The following is a 23,492-nucleotide window of genomic DNA, read 5'->3' on the forward strand; positions in this document are numbered from 1 at the left end:
TGGAGGAATGTAATATATGAAAATGTTTAATGATTCCCATCTTGAGGTAAAGAAGTTCTTTAAAGGTACTTTCTTCACTCATCCTTACGAGGCTGGTTGGGCAGATGAGGCTATATTCTTTGTTATGGTTGAGAAAATAGAAGGAGATCCCGTATTCGAAGGTCGTGTACAACTATCGCAAGACGGTATACATTGGGCTGACGACGGTAGTGATCCTGTAATCTTCAAAGGACTTGGCCAACATATTATAAAGGTAAATTCAAATTTTGGTAATTATATTCGTCTTGCCGTCAGCATTGAAGGCGGAGAGATGTTTTTAAATCTTCATATAGCATGCAAAGGTTAATATTTATATTTAGTCTGTTCATCCTTGCGATTGTAGGATGCAGCTCCAATGAGTCTCACTCATTTTTGATTCGCCCGGATGGAGGTGGGGAAGATGCTGCCACTGAAATAGAGGTAGGTAAAACGATTCCTGCCTGGCAGGAGGGTGTGATGGATATTCATTTCATCAATACAACTACCGGTGAAAGCATGTTTGTAATATTCCCGGATGGTACGCAAATGCTTATCGATGCCGCAAGTTCGAGTGTTACGACCAACTCTAATAGTAATACGACCAATACCGGTATCCGTAGTCGTTGGGATCCGACTCTGACTTCTACCCGTGGTTCACAGATTATAACTGATTACATTCGTAAGTGTATGGTATGGACAGGTAACAGTACGATTGATTATGCCGTACTTACCCACTTCCATAATGACCACTTCGGCGGTTATACTTCTTCCTTGCCGAAATCTTCCAACTCCGACACTTATTCGTTGATAGGTTTTGCCGAGATTTTCGACAATTTCAAGATTGGTACGCTTCTCGATCGTGGCTATCCCGATTATAACTATCCGTTCAATATGGCGACAATGGCAGACAATGCTCCAAGTTGTAATAACTATATCAATGCAGTGAAATGGCATGTCGCCAATCAAAAGTTCGATGCTGCGATATTCAAAGCAGGGGCGAATAATCAGATCGTTCAGAAGTATAATCCTGCAAAGTATCCTACTGCAAAGGTGCAAAACGTGGCAGTGAATGGAGAGATCTGGACAGGTTCGGGCACTACCACAAAGAAGACATTCCCTGAACTCTCGGAGATTACATACGAAAACAGTAAGAACATTACCTCCAGTGACAATTGTCCGCCGGAGAATATAACCAGTTGTGTGATGAAAGTTTCGTATGGCAACTTTGATTTCTTTGCCGGTGGTGACCTTCAGTATAACGGACGTTCGAGTCATGCGTGGAAAGATGCCGAACTGCCCTGTGCAAAAGCAGTAGGTCAGGTGGAACTATTGAAAGCTAACCATCACGGTGTAACCAACACCAATCAGGTGGATGCTCTGAAAGCACTCAATCCACAAACGATTGTTGTCAATTCGTGGGTAGATTGTCATCCCCGTACCGATATACTGAATTCGATGGAGACAACACTCCCTGCGTGTGACATGTTTATCACTAACTTCTGGCAAGGCGATCGCCCCAGCGGAGTAGACGACCGGGTTACGGCGGAAGAGGCTGCGAGAGTAAAGGGATATGATGGACATATTGTAGTTCGTGTGACCGACGGGGGAAACAAATATAGAGTTGTGACAATCACAGATTCTGACGGGGCAATGACTGTTAAGACTATTTCTGGTCCATATACAAGCAGATAATGAATACAAAATATTATGATGTAATAGTAGCAGGTGCAGGTCCTGCCGGGATATGTGCGGCTGTAGCCGCTGCCCGGCAAGGAGCACGTGTTGCCCTTATCGAAAGATACGGAGTCATCGGAGGTAACCTGACCGCCGGGTATGTCGGCCCTATTCTCGGTAGTGTAAGCAAGAACACGATGCGCGATGAGGTTTGTGCTATTCTTGGCGTCAAAGACAATGACTGGATTGGCGAACATGGAAATGCTCACGATTTCGAAGAGGCAAAACTTACATTGGCAGAATTTGTCGCCAGGGAAAAGAACATCGATGTCTTTTTGCAATGTTGCGTGTCGGATGTTATTCGTGACGGAAAGGTGGTAAAAGGCATTAAGTGTGCAAGTAACGAGGGGACGCTCTGTTTTGAAGCCGCGGTTACAATTGACTGTACCGGTGATGCCATAGTATCTTTTCTTGCCGGTGCAAAAATAGAAAAAGGACGTGCTGACGGACTCATGCAGCCTGTAACCCTTGAATACACCATTGATGGCGTAGACGAGTCGAAAGGAATTATCTGCATTGGAGATGTAGACAATGTTCAATTGAATGGCGAGTGTTTTCTTGATTGGTGTAAAAAGAAAGCCGATGAGGGCAAACTTCCCCGGATGCTTGCTGCCGTGCGTTTGCATCCATCGGTCAGACCGGGTTGCCGTCAGGTAAATACGACACAAGTCAATAGGGTGGATATAACTTCGGTAAGCTCTATTTTCACCGCCGATCTTGAACTTAGGCAACAGATACGCCTCCTGACTCAATTCTTGAAAGAAAATTTGCCGGGTTACGAAAACTGTAGAGTGATCGGAAGTGGTACAACAACCGGAGTGCGCGAAAGCCGCAGGGTGATGGGCGACTATGTGATCGATGCCGATGAAATGGCGGAAGGCTGCCGTTTTGCCGATGTGGTGGTACATAAAGCATTGTTCATTGTCGATATACATAATCCTGACGGAGCCGGACAGGCGGAACCAACCATCCAATATTGCAAACCATACGATTTGCCGTATCGTTGTTTTCTCCCGTTGGGCTTGGAAGGGCTTCTGGTGGCGGGACGGTGTATATCGGGTACTCACAGAGCTCACGCTTCATATCGTGTCATGAGTATTTGCATGGCGATGGGAGAGGCAGTTGGTATTGCTGCTGCTATGAGTGCGTCGCAGCACTGTACTCCGCGGGCTCTCGATGTAGGAGAGTTGCAGAAACGGCTTGAGTCGTTAGGCGTAGAGCTGTTCGATTAACGTAGAACATAATCATACTTTAAATTTATAGAGCATACTTATGAAAAAGATCTATTTGTCTGTCGTGTGCTTACTGATCTCTATTCCCCTTATCGCCCAGTTGTATGTAGAGCCGGAGAAAGAGGTGGAGTGCTCTGTCTTCCTGGCAAAGGAAGGACGGGGGCGGGCACAGCAAGGACTTGAAATATGGGATGATTACATATTCTCGTGCGAGGATGGAGGGCACGTGAATATCTATGATTTCAAAAGTGCCGATCCGAAACCTGTGGCAGGCTTTGAGTTGGCATCCTCCCATCCGGACAACCATGTAAATAATGTATGCTTTGGCGTCGAGACAAAACGCGGAGCATCGTTTCCTCTCTTGTATATCACAAACGGGAAGGTAGGAAGCGAGTTGGAATGGTTGTGCTTTGTGGAGAGCATCACCCGTCGTGGAAAACGTTTTAGCAGCGAAATCGTGCAGACAATTGAACTCGATGGCTCGAAGTGGGCGGAGAAAGGGTATGTCTCCATCTTTGGTGCGCCAAGCTGGCTGGTCGATCGGGAACGGGGATTTATATGGATATTCTCGGCGCGTAAACGTACTGTGGCGAAGGTGACAAAGCATGCATGGGAAAACCAGTATGTCGCCACCAAATTCCGCATACCGTCGTTGAGTGAGGGCGCAAAGGTGCGCCTCGACGAAAATGACATTCTCGATCAGGTGGTGTTCCCCTATGAGGTATGGTTCACACAAGCGGGCTGTATGCATGATGGTAAAATCTATTTCTGCTTCGGAGTTGGGAAACAGGATGACAGCCGTCCTTCCTGCATCCGGGTGTACGATACGGATAGGCGGACGATTACTGCCCGATACAATGTGCAGGAACAGGTTATTTACGAACCGGAAGATATTGTGGTTAAAGACGGGGTTATGTATGTCAATACCAATACGAATGCGAAAAAGACGTCTGATCTTCCTTGCATATTCAAACTCTCTCTTCCGAAAGAAAAGCCGGTGGCCGAAAATCCTCTCGACGAGATACGCAGGGATCCGGAACGTGCAGGCGGCGTGTATTATGTGACCGATCTTTCACATCCGGTTACGCCGGCGCCCAAAGGATATACGCCTTTCTATATAAACGGCTATTTTCGTCACGGAGCGCGTCAGATAGACGATGAGGTGACTTATCCTGCCATATACGGCGTATTGGAGAAAGCTCATGCCACAAACAACCTTACCGATTTTGGAAAAGCCCTGTACGAACGTCTTGAACCGTTCAAGAAGAATGTGTTTTACAAAGAAGGCGATCTGACACAAATCGGTTATCGTCAGACAAGGGAGATAGGCCGGAGGATGGTACAAAACTATCCGGAAGTATTTGAAGGCCATCCCTATTTGAAGACTAACGCAACGAATGTGCTTCGGGTGGCGGCCACCATGCAATCTGTAAATTCGGGCATTTTGTCACTGCGCCCCGGGCTTGAATGGGCGGAGATAGACAACTCCCGTTCGTTCCTTACCACACTGAATCCATACGGTAACGTATGTCCCGGCAGGAGTCCGCTTGATAAGTATATACTCGGTAAGGAAAACAGTTGGTATAAAAAATATCGTTCATATATAGATGAAAAGTTGGATGTGGATGCTTTTTTTAGAAGACTGTTTATAGATGTTACACAAGTAGAAAGTGAATATGACAAGTACGACCTGATCCATCGCTTCTGGTTAATGGCATCACTGATGCAATGCCTCGACCGCCAAGTGCCTATATGGGATATCTTTACAGAAGAGGAAATATTGGCTTGGGCGGAAATCGAGAACTATAAGTATTTTGCGCAGAAAGGTCCTGAACCGGTATCTCACGGGCGTAGTTGGGGACTTGCATCCCGCACGTTACGCCATTTGTTAGACGAATCTGCCGAAGATCTGGTGCGCAAGCGTCATGGTATCAATCTCAACTTCGGACACGATGGCGTTCTGATGGCCATCTTGACCAATTTGCAAGCCGGGACGTGGGCGCGGGAGGCTAGTAATTCCAAAGAAGCGTTACGGAGTTGGAAGTATTGGGATATTCCGATGGGTGCGAACCTTCAGATGATCTTTTACCAATCAGAAGGCAATCCGGACGTTTTAGTTAAGTTTATGCTGAATGAAAAAGACCTCCGGTTGCCGTTGGAAGCGGTTGAAGCATCTTATTACAAATGGAATGAGGTTTATAAATTCTATATAGAACATTGCGACAAGGTGGAAAAATCACTTGCCGAAACATTGAAATTATCGTATGAAGACTTTTAATTATAATCGTGCTGAAATAAAGGCCGGAATAGTACATTTCGGCGTTGGAAACTTCCATCGTGCACATCTCGAAGCTTACACAAATCTATTACTTGAAGATCCTTCACAAAGATGCTGGGGGGTATTCGGAGCCATGATTATGCCTACGGACGGGGTCTTGTTCAACGCCCTCAAGAAAGACGACGGCATATATCAGTTGACGACATGCAGCCCTTCCGGCGAACAGGATAGTATGCTGATTGGTTCGCTTGTAGAACTGGCATGGGGGGAAATAGATAGTGAGCCTATCATCGCTAAAATAACATCGGAGGAGATAAAAATCATCTCTCTCACCATTACCGAAGGGGGATATAAGGTTGATTTTAACCAATCGCGCAGTGTGTTTTGGTATGTAGCCGAAGGACTTAAACGCCGGATGGAGAAAGATTTGCCGATTACGATTCTTTCGTGTGACAACATGCAGATGAACGGCAATGCCGCCAAATGTGCGTTTATGTCATACTTCGAAGCGAAATATCCCGAGGTGGCAGCGTGGGCGAAAAAGAAAGTGACGTTCCCGAATTCGATGGTGGATCGAATCACTCCCGTAACAAAACCGGGTAAGGTTACAGATGTGTGTTGTGAAGACTTTATACAATGGGTGATTGAAGATAATTTCATTGCAGGCCGTCCTGCATGGGAGAAGGTGGGAGTTACATTCACCCATGATGTGACCCCGTATGAAATCATGAAATTAAGTCTTCTCAATGCGTCACATACTCTTCTTTCTTATCCTGCCTATATGGAAGGATTCAGGAAGGTCGATGCTGTAATGGCAGACGAGAGGTATCGTGCAATGATAAAGCTGTTTATGAACAGGGACGTTACTCCTTATGTTCCGGTTCCCGAAGGCGTTGACCTTGAAGCGTATAAAGACCAGCTTATCGAACGATTTTCAAACAAGGCGATCAGCGATCAGGTATCACGGCTTTGTGGCGATGGCATTGCTAAGTTTGCGGTTTATGTGGTACCCATACTCAAACAGATGTTGCAGGATGGGAAGGATATTTCGATAGAGGCTTTCCTGATAGCTGTGTATTGCAAATACCTGATAGGTGCGCGCACCGAGTCCGGTGAAAATATAGCTATCTCCGAACCTCACATCACCCCGGCGGACAGGAAGTTGATTTCGGGAGGATCGCCGGCCGAGTTCTTGAAAATATCACCTTTTGTGTCATTGGGACTGGACAAATATCCTGTGTTTATGGAAAAGTATGAGCAGTTTTATGCTATGCAGGTAGCGGAAGGGTTGAAGGTCTTATTACAGTAAACAACTAAAAAATACAAGGCAATGAAGAAGTTTTTCATAACGGTTGTTCTGTCGCTTTCGTGCGTATTGTCGGTTTCGGCACAAAAACAGGCGGAGGCGTCAACGCTTAACCTGATAGGTAAGTCGTTTGAATCGACTCCCAATCCGTATCATAGAGTCGATACATTGGTTTATAAAGGTTTTAACAGGACGGAGAATCGACAACTCCGTTGCTCTGCCGGTATGGCTGTGTTGTTTAAAACGAACACACGTAATATACAGATTACGACAAAGTGGGGATATGTATATTCGAGCCATTCAACCATGCCGATCTCTTATAAAGGATATGATCTTTATATCAAAAATGCAGACGGTCAATGGCAGTATGCGGCAAGCGGTTCATTGAAAGCGTATAAGGGCGAGAAAACCGAGACATTCACGCTCATTGAGAATATGGATGGTACGATGCACGAATGTATGATGTATATGCCGATGTATTCGGAGGTCATTTCTTGTAAGATAGGGATAGATGACGATGCTGTTATCGAACCGTTGAAGTCCGATTTTCGTCACAGGATAGCGGTATATGGCTCTTCGTTTACGCAGGGAGTGAGCACGGATCGATCCGGTATGAGTTATCCCATGCAATTTATGCGTAATACAGGTCTTCAAGTCGTGTCGCTCGCAACAAGCGGACGTTGCCTGATGCAACCTTACATGCTCGACGTTCTTGCGGAAGTCAAGGCTGATGCCTTTATATTCGATACTTTTTCAAATCCTGACGCAGAACTGATAAGAGAGCGCCTGATGCCGTTTATCGATCGGCTTATAGCGGCACATCCGGCTACTCCGTTGATATTTCAGCGTACTATCTATCGTGAACGACGTTCATTCGATACAGTTCTTGATGCGAAAGAACGGGCTAAGGCGGCAACCGTAGAGGAGTTGTTTGCGAAAATCCTCACGAACCCGAAATATAAAGACGTTTATCTGATTACGCCTGATGCTTCCGATGCGCATGAGACATCGGTCGACGGAACTCATCCAAGTAGTTATGGATATGCACTTTGGGCGAAGTCAATAGAGACTCCGGTAATAGAAATTTTAAGTAAATATGGTATAAAATGAGACAAGCGGTATTAGTAGAACCAAAACATATTGAATTTCGTGAAGTTGAGGCGCCTAAGGCGTCGGACCTGAAAGAACATCAGGTACTTCTGAATATTAAGAGAATTGGTATTTGTGGAAGTGAGATACATTCTTATCACGGATGTCATCCGGCAACTTTCTATCCGGTAGTTCAGGGGCATGAATATTCGGCAGTGGTAGTCGCTACGGGGACGGCGGTTACGATCTGCAAGGCGGGTGACGTTGTCACCGCACGTCCGCAACTTGCGTGTGGGAAGTGCAAGCCTTGTCAGCGGGGAGAGTATAATATTTGTGAGGAGCTAAGAGTGCAAGCCTTTCAGGCAAATGGAGCTGCGCAAGACTTTTTTGTGGTTGATGATGACAGGATTGCGGTGTTGCCTGAAGGTATGTCACTTGATTATGGGGCTATGATAGAACCGGTGGCAGTAGCTGCGCATGCAACCATGCGTGGCGGGGACTTGAAAGGTAAGAATGTGGTTGTATCGGGTGCCGGAACGATCGGTAACCTCGTGGCGCAGTTCGCTAAGGCAAGAGGAGCCAAACGGGTTCTTATTACCGATGTAAGTGATTTCAGACTTGAAATAGCTCGTAAATGTGGTATAGTAGATACGCTCAATGTAGCTAAGACATCACTCAAAGAAGGAGCGAAGAGGCTTTTCGGGGATGAAGATTTTCAAGCTGCGTTTGAGGTTGCCGGAGTTGAGTCGAGTATTCGTTCGCTTATGGAGTGTATTGAAAAAGGGAGTACTATCGTTGTAGTGGCGGTATTTGGCAAGGATCCGTCGCTTGATATGTTCTATTTGGGAGAGCACGAACTGAAGGTGAACGGAACGATGATGTATCGCCATGAAGATTATCTTACGGCTATCGATCAGGTAAGTTTGGGAGCTATCCGTCTCGAACCGCTTATTTCAAATCATTTTCCGTTCGAGCAGTATGACAAGGCATATAAATTTATAGACGAGAATAGTGCAACATCCATGAAAATAATTATTAAACTATAAAACCATGAAAATAATAGGTATAGGAGAAGTTGTTTGGGATTGCTTCCCGGAAGGTAAGAGACTTGGCGGAGCGCCTATCAATTTCTGTTTTTTTGCAAAGGAGTTGGGAGCAGAATCATATCCCGTTACGGCAATAGGTGGCGACGAACTCGGTGATGAAACATTTACGGTGCTTAAAGAGACCGGACTTGATTTAGGATATATTTCCCGTAATATTTTGCCGACAGGTAAAGTGCTTGTGTCGTTGAATGAGGCCGGTGTACCGCAATATGAGATTGTTGAGAATGTTGCTTGGGATGCTATCGAGTGTAGTCCTGCGACCATGAAACTTGTCAGCGATGCAGATGCTGTTTGTTGGGGCTCTTTGGCACAACGAAGTGAAAAGTCACGTGCTGCAATCTTGAGACTCATAGATGCCGTGCCGGATACCTCTTTGAAGGTGTTTGATATTAATATCAGGCAACGTTTTTATTCGACAGACTTGATTGTGGAATCCTTGCAAAAGGCAAATGTGCTCAAATTGAATGAAGACGAATTGCCGTTATTGATTTCTCTTCTTTCCCTTTCGACTGATTTTGTGGAAGCTATCGCAGAACTCATTGCTCGTTTCTCGCTCAAATATGTTATATTCACACAGGGGGCAGTACGTAGTGGCATATATGATGTAAGTGGGGAAGTGTCATCCATAAACACACCTAAAGTCGAGGTGGCCGATACTGTAGGTGCAGGCGACTCGTTTACTGCTACCTTTGTTGTGAACATACTTAGAGGGGCGTCGGTTGCTGAATCACACCGCAAAGCGGTAGATGTATCGGCATATACTTGTACACAAAGGGGGGCTATTAATCCGTTGCCGGATAGTAAAAAGTAATATTGGGTACTCCACATAAGGAAGTTTCGTACTTGGTTTGAATGATTCTTCAAACCAAGCGTGATGAATATGCCTTGTTTTTATTAAATGCGGTTTAATCTCATTAATTAACCGCAAAATTTGCGGCTTATCATACCTCTTTTAACCGCATTTTTATAGATAACTCCAATTTAATAGTTATTTTTGCAGAAATAACTGATGGTATGTTTATCCATGAAATAGAAAATTGGAGTTCATTCAGATGGAACGCTGAAAGATTGTCAGATGCGATAGCCCTGACAAACAGGGCTATCGGATATCTTGTTGGAAGGTTAAGTACAATTGGATTTGATAGTCAGATGATCGCTACGGTGGAAGCTGTGACGCATGATGTTGTTGCATCTTCAGAAATTGAAGGAGTAACTTTGAATACAGCAGAGGTACGTTCTTCCGTTGCCCGAAAATTAGGTGTAGCTGTACCCGATGTGAAAGAACCGACGCATTATATTGATGGAATGGTCGAGATGATGCTTGATGCTATAATGAATTACGAAACTCCGTTAACACATGATAGATTATTCGGATGGCATTCCGCACTTTTCCCAACAGGTAAAAGTGGCTTTTCTGATATTTTAGTGGGAAGTTATCGTACTGAAGCTATGGAGGTTGTTTCCGGTACATTTGGGCGGGAAAGAATACATTATCGTGCTCCCGGGCCGGAACGTGTATATGACGAAATGGATAAATTTCTTTTATGGTTTAATGCCCCCAATATAGCTCCGTCATTATTAAAGTCTGCAATTGCTCATTTCTGGTTTGTATGTATCCATCCGTTTGACGATGGGAATGGTCGTATTGCGAGAGCTATATCAGATATGGTATTATCCCAGACAGATCGCAGTAAATTGCGATTCTTTAGTATGTCTATGCAGATTAATAAGGAAAAGAAGGCTTATTATCGTATGCTGGAACAGGCTCAACGTGGAAATGGTGATATTACAGAATGGTTAGAATGGTATCTGGCTTGTCTTAAACGGGCTATTGATGAATCCAATGGCTTGTTAAGCGGCATATTGAATAAAGCGATTTTTTGGAAAACTCATTCGGGGAGCATTATAACTGAAAGACAACGAATGATCCTCAATATATATCTGAATGGCTATGAAGGAAAACTTACTGCAAAAAATTGGAGCAAGTTGGCCGAAGTTTCATTAGATACAGCTACTAGGGATGTGAAGGATTTAGTGGCAAAGGGAATTCTTTCGCCTATACAGGGGCGTGTCAGGGATGTATCATACACATTAAATTATGTAGAATCAGATACCCGAGTAGCTGACTTTACTGATTCTGTACTGATAAATCGTGATGGAAATGATTATATATCTTCTATGTATAAGAAGCAAAAAACTGTAGAGGAAAGAATTTCTCCATTGGATAAAATGCGTTTTGAACAAAAGGAGATGTCAATCGACGATTTGGTATATAAGTATTTTGCATATCTCATTGGATAATAATAATTTGTGAAATAAAGAAACCCATGTTGAAAATATTAGTAACCTACGCCGTACAAGGCGAATTTGTAGAACTTAAATGGCCGGATATAGAACCTTACTACGTTCGTACAGGTATTGGTAAAGTGAAATCAGCCTTTCATTTGGCAGAGGCAATCCGTCAGGTACAACCGGACTTGGTGCTCAATATCGGAAGTGCCGGAACAGTCAACCATCAGGTAGGAGATATTTTTGTATGTCGCAAGTTTGTAGACCGTGATATGCAGAAAATGAAAGAGTTCGGATTGGAGTGTGAGATCGATTCATCAGCTCTGCTCGAAGAAAAAGGATATTGCACGCATTGGACGGAACATGGAATCTGCAATACAGGAGATGGCTTCCTCACCGAGTTGACCCATGTTAGCGGAGATGTTGTAGATATGGAAGCATACGCACAGGCATTTGTCTGCCGTTCAAAAGAAATCCCGTTTATTTCCGTGAAATACGTGACTGATATTATTGGTCAGAACTCCGTGAAACATTGGGAAGATAAACTTGCCGATGCACGGCAGGGACTATCACACTATTTCAATGTCTTGAAAGAAAGAATATGATAAGTGACTCCTGCGGCTATCAATCCCAGGAGAATCTTTACCCATATAAAAGGTATTAGGAAGAAAATGCAATAAAGCATCGTTCCCCACATTAATACGAGAGAAATTATTTTGGCACGGAGAGGAATCGCCTTGTTTTCGCGGAAATTGCGGATATAAGGACCGAAGTGCCGATGGTTGAGCAGCCAGTTATATAATCGGGGCGACCCTTTGAAATAAAGGGCGGCGGTGAGCAATAGAAAAGGGGTAGTGGGCAGTAGCGGCAGAAAGATGCCGAGAATACCGAGCGCAAGGGAAATACTACCTAAAACAATATATAGAGTTTTCATGCGGCAAAGATAGTGCAAAAAAAGGGAAAAAATAACACTCTTTGCTGGATGAAAACTCTATTTTATATTACCTTTGCCGTTGCATCGAGGTGACATTAGATGCGTGTAACTATTAAAATACATACACTCATGTTTACAGTAATCAAACGCATGGAGATTTCGGCTTCTCATAAGCTGGTACTCCCGTATCGCAGTAAATGCGCCAGTTTACACGGTCACAACTGGATTATCACCGTCTATTGCCGTTCCGCACGGCTCAACTCCGAAGGAATGGTGGTAGATTTCACCCGCATCAAAGAAGTGGTCACGGAGAAACTCGACCATCAAAATCTGAACGAAGTACTCCCATTTAATCCCACAGCGGAGAATATCGCCCGGTGGGTATGCAAACAGATTCCTCAATGCTATAAAGTAGAAGTGCAGGAATCGGAAGGAAACATTGTCATCTACGAGAAAGATCCCGTCGGCGCAGAAGGACAAGAATAGCAAACCAAACAAATTTTGATGATGAGAAAGATTAATGAAATCTTTTACAGCTTGCAGGGCGAAGGCTACCATACCGGAACTCCGGCCATCTTCGTCCGTTTTTCCGGCTGCAACCTGAAATGTGACTTTTGCGACACACAACACGAAGAAGGAAAAATGATGACCGACGATGAAATAATCGCCGAAGTGAAAAAATATCCTGCCGTCACCGTTGTCCTTACGGGCGGCGAACCTTCCTTATGGATAGACGATGAATTGATTGACCGTTTGCACCAAGCAGGCAAATATGTGACCATCGAAACCAACGGTACACGCCCCCTGCCGGCAGCTATCGACTGGGTGACCTGCTCCCCCAAACAAGGGGTGAAACTTGCCATCGACCGGATGGATGAAGTGAAAGTGGTCTATGAAGGACAAGATATAAGTATTTTTGAACTACTTCCGGCCGAACATTTTTTCCTCCAGCCTTGTTCTTGTAATAACACTGCTTCAACAGTGGACTGTGTAATGCGACATCCCAAATGGAGACTCAGCCTGCAAACACACAAATTAATCGACATCCGTTGAACAAAATAGACGGGTGATGCGGAAGAAGCTTAAATTATTACAAAATATAGTATGAAAGTAGGTTTGTTTATTCCTTGTTATATCAATGCTATTTACCCCAATGTGGGAGTGGCATCGTATAGACTATTGAAAAGTTTGGGAGTAGACGTCGATTATCCGTTGGATCAGACTTGTTGCGGACAACCGATGGCAAATGCCGGTTTTGAAGATGAATCGATGAAATTGGCACTCCGTTTTGACGATCTGTTTCGGGAATACGATTACATCGTCGGTCCTTCCGCCAGTTGTGTGGCATTTGTGAAAGAGAATCATCCGGGCATCTTGGAGAAAGAAGGACATGTTTGTCAGAGTGCGGGAAAGATTTATGATATTTGTGAGTTCATTCACGATGTCTTGAAACCTTCCAAAATTCCTGCACGCTTTCCTCATAAAGTCAGTATTCACAATAGCTGTCATGGGGTGCGCGAACTGTTGATTTCCGCTCCCACCGAACTGAACATCCCTTATTACAATAAATTGCGTGACCTGCTCAATCTGGTAGAAGGCATCGAAGTATTCGAGCCCAGCCATATTGACGAGTGTTGCGGCTTTGGCGGAATGTTTGCGGTGGAAGAGCAGGCAGTCTCCGTCTGCATGGGGCGTGATAAGGTAAAAGATCACATCGCTACCGGAGCCGAGTATATTGTCGGAGCGGACAGTTCCTGCCTGATGCACATGCAAGGTGTCATCAAACGGGAGCATCTGCCTATTCAGATTATCCATATTGTAGAAATTCTAGCGTCGCAATCATGAGTACAAAACATTCAAAGGCTGCCGAAAAGTTCTTGCAGGACAGCAAGATGGCAGCATGGCATAATGAAACCCTTTGGATGGTCCGTGCCAAAAGGGACAAGATGAGCAAGGAAGTTCCCGAATGGGAAGAGTTGCGTAACAAGGCTTGCGAGTTGAAACTATACTCCAACAGCCACCTCGAAGAACTTCTGCTGGAGTTTGAGAAGAATGCTACCGCCAACGGCGCCATCGTACATTGGGCAAAAGATGCCGATGAATACTGCGCCATCGTCTACGAAATACTGAATGAGCATAACGTCCACCATTTCATCAAGAGCAAGTCCATGCTCGCCGAAGAGTGTGGATTGAATCCTTTCCTGATGGAGCGGGGCATCGATGTCGTAGAGTCCGATTTGGGCGAACGCATCCTGCAATTGATGCATCTCGAACCAAGCCACATTGTATTGCCCGCCATCCACATCAAACGGGAACAGGTAGGCGAACTATTCGAAAAGGAGATGGGCACGGAAAAGGGAAACTTTGATCCTACCTACCTGACTCATGCCGCACGTAAGAACCTGCGCCATCTCTTCCTCAATGCCGAAGCCGCCATGACAGGCGCCAACTTTGCCGTCGCTTCAACCGGTGACATTGTGGTCTGCACCAATGAAGGAAATGCCGATATGGGTACTTCCTACCCGAAACTGAACATTGCCGCTTTCGGTATGGAAAAGATCGTCCCGGATTTGGACGCATTGGGTGTGTTCACCCGATTACTCGCCCGTTCGGCCACCGGACAACCGGTGACAACATATACCTCTCATTACCGCCGTCCCCGCGAAGGCGGTGAATATCATATTATCATCGTAGACAACGGCCGGAGTGCCTTACTGTCCAAGCCCGATCATATCAAGACACTGAACTGTATTCGTTGCGGTGCGTGCATGAACACCTGCCCGGTGTACCGCCGGAGTGGAGGCTACTCTTATACGTACTTCATCCCCGGACCTATTGGCATCAACTTGGGTATGGCTCACGCTCCGGAGAAGTATTATGATAATCTTTCAGCCTGTTCTCTGTGTATGTCCTGTTCCGATGTCTGTCCGGTGAAAGTAGATTTGGCCGAACAGATTTACAAATGGCGTCAGGATTTGGACGGACTGGGGAAAGCCAATACGGGAAAGAAGATCATGTCCGGTGGTATGAAGTTCCTGATGGAGCGTCCGGCATTGTTCAACGCAGCCTTGTGGGCAGCCCCGGTGGTAAATAGCCTGCCTCGTTTCATGAAATACAACGATCTCGACGATTGGGGAAAGGGGCGTGAACTGCCGGAATTTGCCAGCGAGTCGTTCAATGAAATGTGGAAGAAAAACAAAGTACAGGGAAAGGAGGAATCCAAATGAGTAGTAGAGAAGAAATATTAGCCAGCATCCGCCAGCATACGCAGACGCGTTATGATAAACCGGATATTGCGGATATGAAACGATTGTCATATCCTGATAAGATAGAACAGTTTTGTGCAATCAGCCGTGCAGTGGGTGGTGCGGCAGTTGTATTGGGCGAAGGGGAAGATGTGAATGCGGTCATACGCCGGACTTATCCGGAGGCTATGCGCATTGCTTCCGTATTGCCGGATATTTCCTGTGCTACGTTCAATCCCGATAATTTGGATGATCCGAAAGAATTGGACGGCACAGATGTTGCCGTAGTGAAAGGAGAAATCGGAGTAGCCGAAAACGGAGCCATCTGGATACCGCAGACGGTGAAATATAAAGCAATCTATTTTATTTCGGAGAAGTTGGTCATTCTGCTCGACCGGAATAAAATTGTAGATACCATGTATGACGCCTACCGCGAACTGGACGGACAGGAATATCAGTTCGGAACGTTCATCTCCGGTCCGTCAAAGACTGCCGATATTGAGCAGGCTTTAGTGATGGGAGCGCATGGGGCACGAGACGTGTTAGTGATATTAACCTAATGTTTCCGTGTTGATTATTCTAAAATAAATTTGGTTTCAAAACAATGGAGTTTTATATTTGTTAGTGCAAACGAAATGGAGACTCCGTTGACGCTGTAAAAACAGAGGCTCTATTGATAAGAAATAGAGCTTTTGTTTTATATAAACAGAGCTTCCGTTTGATGTAAATAGAGGCTCTGTTTGGATAAAGTCCGGCTTCCATCGGATGTAATAGAGTCTTTGGGAGAATATAGTCGAATCTCCTTTGATGTAAATTGAATATCTGTTTCTGTTTGTCCATAGTAGATAAATGAATTTGTAGGATAAGAGTAGTAAAACGTTTAATTATAAATTATATGTATGCCAATAAAGTAAAGAAAATAGCCGCCGTCCATGACCTTTCGGGAATGGGGCGCGTATCTCTGACCGTCGTCATTCCTATTCTTTCATCCATGGGTTTTCAGGTCTGTCCGCTTCCTACGGCTGTATTATCCAATCATACGCAATATCCCGGTTTCTCCTTCCTCGACCTGACGGACGAAATGCCGAAGATTATTGCCCAATGGAAGAAACTGGAGGTAGAGTTCGACGCTATCTATACCGGATACTTGGGTTCTCCGAGACAAATTCAGATTGTTTCTGATTTTATCAGGGACTTTCGTCGGCCGGACAGCCTGATCGTTGCCGATCCGGTGTTGGGAGATAACGGACGATTATACACCAACTTTGATGGAGAGATGATAAAAGAAATGCGCCACTTAATCACGAAAGCAGATGTGATTACCCCCAATCTGACGGAACTGTTTTATTTATTGGATAAACCCTATAAAGCAGATAACACGGATGAAGAGCTGAAAGAATATCTTCGTCTTTTGTCCGACAAAGGTCCGCAAGTGGTTATCATCACCAGTGTTCCTGTACATGATGAGCCTCATAAAACATCTGTCTATGCATATAACCGTCAGGGAAACCGCTACTGGAAAGTGACCTGCCCTTATCTGCCTGCACATTATCCCGGCACGGGCGATACTTTTACAAGTGTCATCACCGGCTCTTTAATGCAGGGAGACAGTCTGCCGATGGCATTGGACCGTGCCACACAGTTTATCCTGCAAGGTATTCGTGCCACTTTCGGGTATGAATATGATAACCGAGAGGGTATTCTATTGGAGAAAGTGCTTCATAATTTGGATATGCCAATACAGATGGCTAGTTACGAACTGATTTAAGATAGGCTTTGTGTTGTTATTACTATGCCAATAGGTTGGCACAACAATGCCACCTTGTTTGCATGTCTGTGCCACTGTGTTGGCACAAATGTGCCTTCTTATTGGTATTTATTAAGTTCAGAATCGTACTGTTACTCTTGCCGGGAGTTTTCCACTTGTCCACTTAGGTCCTTCTTTGACAAGCCGGATGGCTTCTTTATCAGCGAATTCACATAATCCATGAATAACAGTGATATTTTGCGGCTTTCCTTCTTCATTAACAAAGAAAGAAAGGACTACCTCCCCTTTAATATCTTTACAGTTATCATCCGTTGGACGAACGAGATTCTCTTTCAGGTATTTCTGATAGCTACGTTTTCCGATGACAGGTTGCGGAGTAATCTCTTTCTTTGCCTGTTCTTTAACCGTCACAACATTTCCGGCAGTTGTTGACTTCTTATTTTTCTTAGCGCCGTATCCCACTACCACCACTTCATTGAGTACCTGTTTGTTTTCGTTCATGGCAATGAGCATCGTCCGGCTGGTATCTACCCGGATTTCTACCGGATCATATCCGATATACTCCGCTGTTAATCGTTTCTTATCATCCTTTTTGACTAACGAAAATTCTCCATTCATATTTGTGATGGTTCCGATATTCGTTCCTTTATATGTCACACTGGCTCCGATAAGCGGTTCTCCTTTTTCGTCGGTCACTCTCCCTTTAATCATGTTCTTTTGAGGAAGGATAGTCGCTACCTTAGCCAACTTCATTTTCTTATCAGATTCAGATTCGAAAGTATCCATCGTTGCTACTACTTCTTGCAATGCGGCAGTCTCTTCCGACACTTCCTCCATCACCGGCACAGTTGCCACAGGCGGCGTACCTTGTTGTGGTTGGGAAGTCGCTTGGATTTTGGCAATCATATCTTTCTTATCCGCTTGTCTCGCAGTAATTTCGGAAACAGGCGTGGAATCTTCGGAAGCAGGAGTGGAATCCGTTTTTACCTTTGCGGTAGCCAATGCGATTTCCTTTTGTGGAGTTGCCGGAACTGTTGGAGTTGCAGGAATGGCCGGAGTGGGCGGAACTGCGGGTTCAGCCAACTTGGAGGAAACACTCTCTTTGGCAATGAACACTTCGTCCGTCATACTCTTTTTCAGGAACAGGAAATAACTGCTGATACCGAATCCGATAGCCAGACAGGCAGCGATGCTCCAAGTGATAGCACGGGTGTTCTTTTTCTTTGCCGAATGAGCTGAAACCTGCATCCGCAGTTTCTCGATCCGTTGTTCGTGATTTCCCTCCACCTGGCTGTAACCATCCATAGCATCGGCCAGGAAAGGATCCTGCATCGACTCTCGTTCCAGTCGGTGTGCCTCTTTTCCTTTGCGGAGTCCTCGTATGTAGTCCAATAGTTTCATAGGGCTTGTTTCTTGATACAAATTTTTAAATTTCGCTTTCCGTTCTGGATATAGCTTTTCACATTGTTCAGAGTAAATCCGGTCTGTTCCACAATGTCGGCATACGACATCTCTTCCAGAAAGAAACGCGTAATACTGGTCCGTTGTTCTTCGGGCAACTTTTCGAGACAGTGATGTAATGCCTTCAGTTGTTCCTCCGAACTTTCCTCTTCACTTAATAGATGCAGAAATTCGTCAGATTCCATAATATTAACCGTATAATCTAACGGAATTTCTTTATTTTCCTTCCGTAAAAGTTGCAGGCAATGATTCTTCGCCACCCGGTAGAGCCATGGCTTGAAAACTTTTATCTCATAATTTCTCAGTTTAGGCAATAAATCTTCAAACAACTGCATGACTGCTTCCTGTGCCCGGTCTTCATCATGCAGGTATTTCAGGCAAAGTCCGTACAGTAACGGGATATATCGGTTATATAATTCACCGAAATATTCCGTATCGCCGGACTTCGTATAGTGTATCAGTAATTCCTCGTCCGATAGTTTCGATATGTTTCTTTTGAAAAACAACATCTATTCCTCTTCTTCGTCGATAACGACTTGATATTTTTCTTTCATTCTTTCAAAATCACCTGTTATCTGCTCTAATATTTCATGTGTATCCGTACTCTTTACCAAAGCGGGCATACCATAATAGATGGATGCTTTGTATGGCAACAGGATCATCTTTCCTTTGGGTAAAGAGCGTCCCATACCGGTCATGAATACAGGAATATATTTCACTTCAGGTCGTAGCGATAGGATACGGGCAATGCCGGATTTTATTTTTCCCATCTGCTCCGGTTTCCCTCTGGTTCCTTCCGGAAAAAGAATCAGTGAATATCCGGCATCAATGGCTTCAAGCATCTTACGGATCGGTCGTGCTCCGAATCTTTTTCCCCTTTTCTTCTGATAAGAAGCGTATTGATGAAAAAGTTGCTGATGGAAGCCTGAAAGCGGGTTTTCCCGAAATAGTCTTCTGCTGCTACGGGTTTGACTTTCCACAAAAGATCGCCGGGCAGGGAAGCCAACAGGCTTAGGGTGTCCAGGTGACTGTTATGGTTGGCAAGGATAATGAATTGCTTTTCTTTTTTAAGGAAGCGGCAATCGGTGAACTGAACCCCTACGATTAATTTTAGGAACCATTGGAAAACACCTTTATATATAATCTGCATCGCAGCAGCTTGCATGAATCTTTTTTCCATTCTCTCCGTTTAATATGCAATGTAATAAACTAAATGAAAAAATACAGGAGCAGTGTAGGACAGCGAATCTATCCGGTCGAATACTCCTCCATGACCGGGAATACTGTTCCCCATATCTTTAATTCCTTTATCTCTCTTGATAGCGGAGATGACCACGTCTCCCGAGAATCCGGCAATCGCAAGGAGGGCGCTAACCAGAATAACGTTGGGAGCGGAGAGGGGAGTCAGGAAACCGAGAAAGTAACCAATGACAGTGGTACTGATGACACCGCCCAGGAAACCTTCCCATGTCTTGTTCGGACTTACTTTCGGAAGAATCTTATGCCGTCCGAGAAGTTTACCCCAGATAAATTGCATGATGTCATTGATTTCCGTAAGGAATACAAGGAACAACAGCAGGCCCCGTCCACCGGAACTGAATCCCGGTAGTTCGGGAAGCGACAGGAGATAAGCGAGGTGGCTGATACCGAATACCGAAAGCATCAGAATCCATTGCAACAGTGCCATCGACTTGGTGATTCCGTGTGTGTCTCCCTTTAAAACAAGCCGTAAAGGCAATACGAGGAACATGACTACCGGAATGAAGATGATGAATGCTCCATACCAGGCAAGGTAAGCCAGATAATATTGAATGGGGATAGACAGTATGCCCCAAAACAGTGCTCCGCGATCAGCCTCTCTGAATCCCAATACAGAATAAAGTTCTCTGAAAGCAATGAAAGAGAGAAAGGCAAGGAAGAAATAAGAGATGTTATAGCTGATAAATACAGCACCGATAAACATACCCGCCATGATCCACCATGAGCGCGTGCGTGCGGCGAGTTCGCTGATATTTGTTTTCGGAGATATCTTTTTTACAAGGAAAAGAATAAGGCTTGCCGTAACAAGCAGTCCGATGATAAGCGAGATGACAATAATCAACTCATCGCTTAGTGTAGGGAATATTTTATCCAGTAGATTTTTCATTTTATTTCAGTGTTTGTTGTGTGTGACATGAGGTACAGGCGATGTATCAGTGTCGCGATAAGACCGATGTTGATAATGATTAGGGCGATGAAGCATACCATCCGGTCGTATCCTGAATGGATGGTGCAGGTGGCGACTACAAAGGTCAGTGTCAGCAATGCCATGCGGTGTTGTTTGGCCATTGGACCATTAAAGAAATGCTGATGTGTTTTGTAGGCTCCTATCCAGCGGAAATAAGCTGTCATAACAGCAAGAAGGGCGCCCAGCCATCCCAATTCGACTCCGAATCCACCTGCTACATACCCGACGGGAATGATGAATAATGCATCGGCAAAACGGTCGGGCATATCGTTATAAAGATCTCCGTTGGCACTTTTTTTTCCTCCTTCAATGGCAACCATCCCATCGAACAGGTTGCAGAGCAACCGTGACTGCATACAAACGATGAACAGGATATAGGCTACATATTTATTGAAGCCGGGATAAATGACTGTGCCAATCAGCAGGAGGCAACCTACCATAGCGAAGAATATACTCATCATGGAAATTTGATTGGGAGTGACACCCCAATGAGTTAGTTTGCGGGCAATGTTATTAGCCCAGGCCGTGTTTCGCGAGGCTATTTCCCGCCTTCCGTCGACTTCGTTTTTCATATTTGTGATATGTTTATGATTCGCAAATATACACATCATCTGATGAGTGGCAAAGGAATAAGGGAGAATTTTGAAAGGACTCTTTTTTTCTGCCGGATAAAAAAAGTTCAAGTCATTTATGGAATCAGTGTGAAATCTGCATCTCTATAGTAAAAGCGAACTATTAGTAACATTTTAAATAATGAAGTTATGAAAACAAATCAATTCAGAGCAATGATGCTCGTACTGCTGATGGCAGTTGTTTCTTTAGGTATGGTGAACGCGCAAGCTATTACCGTGTCGGGTACTGTGACGGATGCAAAGGATGGAACTCCGCTTGTTGGCTGTTCGGTACAGATAAAGGGTACTACGAAAGGTACGGTAACGAATATGAATGGCCGGTACACGATACAGGCTAAGAAAGGGGAAACGTTGTTGTTCCAGTATATCGGGTATAAGCAAGAGAGAAGGGTGGTAAAATCGGCCATGCTGGATGTGAAAATGAAAGCCGACGAACTGGTATTGGAAGAATGTGTGGTGGTAGGATACGGCCATGAGACAAGAGCTGCAAAAGTAATGTCTACTGCTTACAAGGCAGTATGTCCGACTCCGGGAATCATGTATGATGCTGTAAATGCGGAAGAATACGGAGAGTTTCAGGAGAATGGTTTCAAGAGTGTGTCGGATACTCCGCTTTCTACTTTCTCTATTGATGTAGACGCCGCTTCTTATAGTAATATGCGTCGTTTTATCAATAAAGGTGAACTGCCTCCGGTTGATGCTATCCGTACAGAAGAATTAGTGAACTACTTTTCTTATGATTATCCGAAGCCGACAGGAAGTGATCCTGTGAAAATTACCATGGAATCCGGAGTCTGTCCCTGGAATACCAATCATCGTCTTGTACGTATCGGCCTGAAAGCAAAAGAAATCCCGACGGATAATCTGCCTGCATCTAATCTGGTATTCCTGATTGATGTCTCCGGTTCTATGTGGGGAGCCAACCGGTTGGATTTGGTGAAGTCATCTCTCAAATTATTGGTAAATAACTTACGTGATAAAGATAAAGTAGCGATTGTGACTTATTCAGGCAGTGCCGGTGTGAAACTGGAAGCAACTCCGGGTAGCGACAAACAGAAGATTCGCGAAGCGATAGATGAATTAACGGCGGGTGGCTCTACGGCAGGTGGTGCAGGTATCTTGTTAGCGTATAGAATAGCCAAGAAGAATCTGATCTCTAACGGCAATAACCGTATCATACTTTGCTCCGATGGTGATTTTAATGTGGGCGTTTCTTCCGCTGAAGGATTGGAACAATTGATTGAAAAAGAACGCAAGAGTGGAGTATTCCTTACCGTACTGGGTTATGGCATGGGTAATTATAAAGATAAGAAGATTCAGGTGTTGGCTGAAAAGGGAAATGGCAATCATGCTTATATAGATAACTTGCAGGAGGCCAACCGTGTTTTGGTAGGCGAATTCGGTGCTACGCTGCATACAGTGGCAAAAGACGTCAAACTGCAAGTCGAATTTAATCCTTCCCAAGTGCAGGCATATCGTCTGGTTGGTTACGAAAGTCGTCTGTTGAAAGACGAGGACTTTAATAATGACGCTAAAGATGCCGGAGATATGGGTGCGGGACATACAGTGACAGCCTTTTACGAAGTGATTCCTACAGGAGTAAAGAATGAATATGTAGGTAAAATAGACGACTTGAAATATCAGAAGAAAGAGAAAGTATCCGTGAAGCCGACAGGCTCTAATGAACTCCTGACTGTGAAACTGCGTTATAAAGCCCCGGATAAAGATGTCAGCAAGAAACTGGAACTTCCTTTCGTAGATAATAAAGGAAATAATGTTTCTTCCGATTTCCGCTTTGCTTCTGCAGTGGCTATGTTCGGACAGTTACTCCGGGAGTCTGACTTTAAAGGAAATGCCAGTTACGACAAAGTGATTGATCTGGCCAAACAGGGACTGAATAACGATGATAAAGGATATAGAAGAGAATTCATTCGTTTGGTTGAGGCTGCTAAAGGATTAGAAAGAACAAATTAAGAACTAGGAAAGCAAACAGGAGTCATTGGAAATGTACATCATATTATTATGCGTAATATTCACTGATATGAATAAACGTACAATTCCAGATAGATAGTCCTGGAAAATAATAGTGACGGTATATGCTCGGGATAGTGACGCTATCACTGTTGTATACCGTCACTATCTTTGCCGGATACCGTCACTATAATTAATTTCG

At 44.5% G+C, this 23,492-nt stretch carries 23 protein-coding genes; 17 read left to right on the forward strand and 6 right to left on the reverse strand.

The annotated features are described in order from the left end of the window. The first annotated feature begins 16 nt into the window (after positions 1-16). From BXY_RS17070 to BXY_RS17115, 10 genes are all read left to right on the forward strand, one after another. Positions 17-346 (forward strand): hypothetical protein, encoded by a 330-nt coding sequence (locus BXY_RS17070; RefSeq protein ID WP_004313403.1) that lies wholly within the window; start codon positions 17-19, stop codon positions 344-346. Further along, positions 334-1,710: a ComEC/Rec2 family competence protein gene (locus tag BXY_RS17075; protein ID WP_015532510.1), complete on the forward strand. Its 1,377-nt coding sequence runs from the start codon at positions 334-336 to the stop codon at positions 1,708-1,710. Before BXY_RS17070 ends, BXY_RS17075 begins: the two co-directional genes overlap by 13 nt. After that, positions 1,710-2,984, forward strand: coding sequence for an FAD-dependent oxidoreductase (locus BXY_RS17080; protein ID WP_004313401.1), 1,275 nt, complete (start codon positions 1,710-1,712; stop codon positions 2,982-2,984). Before BXY_RS17075 ends, BXY_RS17080 begins: the two co-directional genes overlap by 1 nt. A 40-nt stretch (positions 2,985-3,024) precedes the next feature. After that, complete coding sequence (locus BXY_RS17085) at positions 3,025-5,262, forward strand: histidine phosphatase family protein (RefSeq protein WP_015532511.1); 2,238 nt, start codon at positions 3,025-3,027, stop codon at positions 5,260-5,262. After that, a complete protein-coding gene (locus BXY_RS17090; RefSeq protein ID WP_015532512.1) occupies positions 5,249-6,571 on the forward strand; it encodes a mannitol dehydrogenase family protein in 1,323 nt (440 codons plus the stop codon). Before BXY_RS17085 ends, BXY_RS17090 begins: the two co-directional genes overlap by 14 nt. 21 nt (positions 6,572-6,592) lie before the next feature. Then, positions 6,593-7,678, forward strand: a complete 1,086-nt coding sequence (locus BXY_RS17095) for an SGNH/GDSL hydrolase family protein (protein ID WP_015532513.1) — start codon at positions 6,593-6,595, stop codon at positions 7,676-7,678. Beyond that, a complete protein-coding gene (locus BXY_RS17100) occupies positions 7,675-8,703 on the forward strand; it encodes a zinc-dependent alcohol dehydrogenase (protein ID WP_015532514.1) in 1,029 nt (342 codons plus the stop codon). Before BXY_RS17095 ends, BXY_RS17100 begins: the two co-directional genes overlap by 4 nt. 4 nt (positions 8,704-8,707) lie before the next feature. Beyond that, positions 8,708-9,574 (forward strand): carbohydrate kinase family protein, encoded by an 867-nt coding sequence (locus BXY_RS17105; protein ID WP_015532515.1) that lies wholly within the window; start codon positions 8,708-8,710, stop codon positions 9,572-9,574. A 203-nt stretch (positions 9,575-9,777) separates the two neighbouring features. Then, positions 9,778-11,064 (forward strand): Fic family protein, encoded by a 1,287-nt coding sequence (locus BXY_RS17110; RefSeq protein ID WP_015532516.1) that lies wholly within the window; start codon positions 9,778-9,780, stop codon positions 11,062-11,064. Between the two features lie 26 nt (positions 11,065-11,090). Next, positions 11,091-11,657, forward strand: coding sequence for a 5'-methylthioadenosine/S-adenosylhomocysteine nucleosidase family protein (locus BXY_RS17115; protein ID WP_004316179.1), 567 nt, complete (start codon positions 11,091-11,093; stop codon positions 11,655-11,657). Here the strand turns inward: BXY_RS17115 and BXY_RS17120 are convergent. Beyond that, positions 11,627-11,986, reverse strand: coding sequence for a YbaN family protein (locus BXY_RS17120; RefSeq protein WP_004304786.1), 360 nt, complete (start codon positions 11,984-11,986; stop codon positions 11,627-11,629). The genes BXY_RS17115 and BXY_RS17120 overlap by 31 nt on opposite strands. Positions 11,987-12,115: 129 nt before the next feature. On the opposite strand from BXY_RS17120, the gene BXY_RS17125 reads away from it, so the two are divergent. From BXY_RS17125 to BXY_RS17150, 6 genes are all read left to right on the forward strand, one after another. Further along, positions 12,116-12,472: a 6-pyruvoyl trahydropterin synthase family protein gene (locus tag BXY_RS17125; protein ID WP_004304787.1), complete on the forward strand. Its 357-nt coding sequence runs from the start codon at positions 12,116-12,118 to the stop codon at positions 12,470-12,472. Between the two features lie 21 nt (positions 12,473-12,493). After that, positions 12,494-13,039, forward strand: coding sequence for a 7-carboxy-7-deazaguanine synthase QueE (locus BXY_RS17130; RefSeq protein WP_004304788.1), 546 nt, complete (start codon positions 12,494-12,496; stop codon positions 13,037-13,039). A 51-nt stretch (positions 13,040-13,090) separates the two neighbouring features. Then, positions 13,091-13,831, forward strand: coding sequence for a (Fe-S)-binding protein (locus BXY_RS17135; RefSeq protein ID WP_004304789.1), 741 nt, complete (start codon positions 13,091-13,093; stop codon positions 13,829-13,831). Continuing rightward, complete coding sequence (locus BXY_RS17140) at positions 13,828-15,213, forward strand: lactate utilization protein B (RefSeq protein ID WP_004316181.1); 1,386 nt, start codon at positions 13,828-13,830, stop codon at positions 15,211-15,213. The genes BXY_RS17135 and BXY_RS17140 overlap by 4 nt, the downstream gene beginning before the upstream one ends. After that, positions 15,210-15,791 carry a LutC/YkgG family protein gene (locus tag BXY_RS17145; protein ID WP_004320694.1) on the forward strand — a complete coding sequence of 194 codons (582 nt, stop codon included), beginning with the start codon at positions 15,210-15,212 and terminating at the stop codon, positions 15,789-15,791. Before BXY_RS17140 ends, BXY_RS17145 begins: the two co-directional genes overlap by 4 nt. Positions 15,792-16,126: 335 nt before the next feature. Next, positions 16,127-16,999 carry a pyridoxamine kinase gene (locus BXY_RS17150; RefSeq protein ID WP_004304792.1) on the forward strand — a complete coding sequence of 291 codons (873 nt, stop codon included), beginning with the start codon at positions 16,127-16,129 and terminating at the stop codon, positions 16,997-16,999. 117 nt (positions 17,000-17,116) lie between these two features. On the opposite strand, the gene BXY_RS17155 is transcribed toward BXY_RS17150, so the two are convergent. From BXY_RS17155 to BXY_RS17175, 5 genes are all read right to left on the reverse strand, one after another. Continuing rightward, a complete protein-coding gene (locus BXY_RS17155; RefSeq protein ID WP_009039741.1) occupies positions 17,117-18,400 on the reverse strand; it encodes an energy transducer TonB in 1,284 nt (427 codons plus the stop codon). Continuing rightward, a complete protein-coding gene (locus BXY_RS17160) occupies positions 18,397-18,969 on the reverse strand; it encodes an RNA polymerase sigma factor (RefSeq protein WP_009039742.1) in 573 nt (190 codons plus the stop codon). The genes BXY_RS17155 and BXY_RS17160 overlap by 4 nt, the downstream gene beginning before the upstream one ends. Then, a complete protein-coding gene (locus BXY_RS17165) occupies positions 18,970-19,440 on the reverse strand; it encodes a lysophospholipid acyltransferase family protein (protein WP_208946834.1) in 471 nt (156 codons plus the stop codon). Positions 19,441-19,649: 209 nt separating this feature from the next. Then, positions 19,650-20,606 (reverse strand): phosphatidate cytidylyltransferase, encoded by a 957-nt coding sequence (locus BXY_RS17170; RefSeq protein WP_008016953.1) that lies wholly within the window; start codon positions 20,604-20,606, stop codon positions 19,650-19,652. After that, the gene (locus tag BXY_RS17175; RefSeq protein ID WP_134993224.1) at positions 20,603-21,259 is read right to left on the reverse strand and encodes a CDP-alcohol phosphatidyltransferase family protein; all 657 of its coding nucleotides are present in this window, start codon (positions 21,257-21,259) and stop codon (positions 20,603-20,605) included. Before BXY_RS17175 ends, BXY_RS17170 begins: the two co-directional genes overlap by 4 nt. 189 nt (positions 21,260-21,448) lie before the next feature. Here BXY_RS17175 and BXY_RS17180 point away from each other — a divergent pair, with 189 nt between their 5' ends. Next, positions 21,449-23,293, forward strand: coding sequence for a vWA domain-containing protein (locus tag BXY_RS17180; RefSeq protein ID WP_015532520.1), 1,845 nt, complete (start codon positions 21,449-21,451; stop codon positions 23,291-23,293). Positions 23,294-23,492: the final 199 nt, after the last annotated feature.

The organism is Bacteroides xylanisolvens XB1A, from assembly GCF_000210075.1.
Lineage (GTDB): Bacteria > Bacteroidota > Bacteroidia > Bacteroidales > Bacteroidaceae > Bacteroides > Bacteroides xylanisolvens.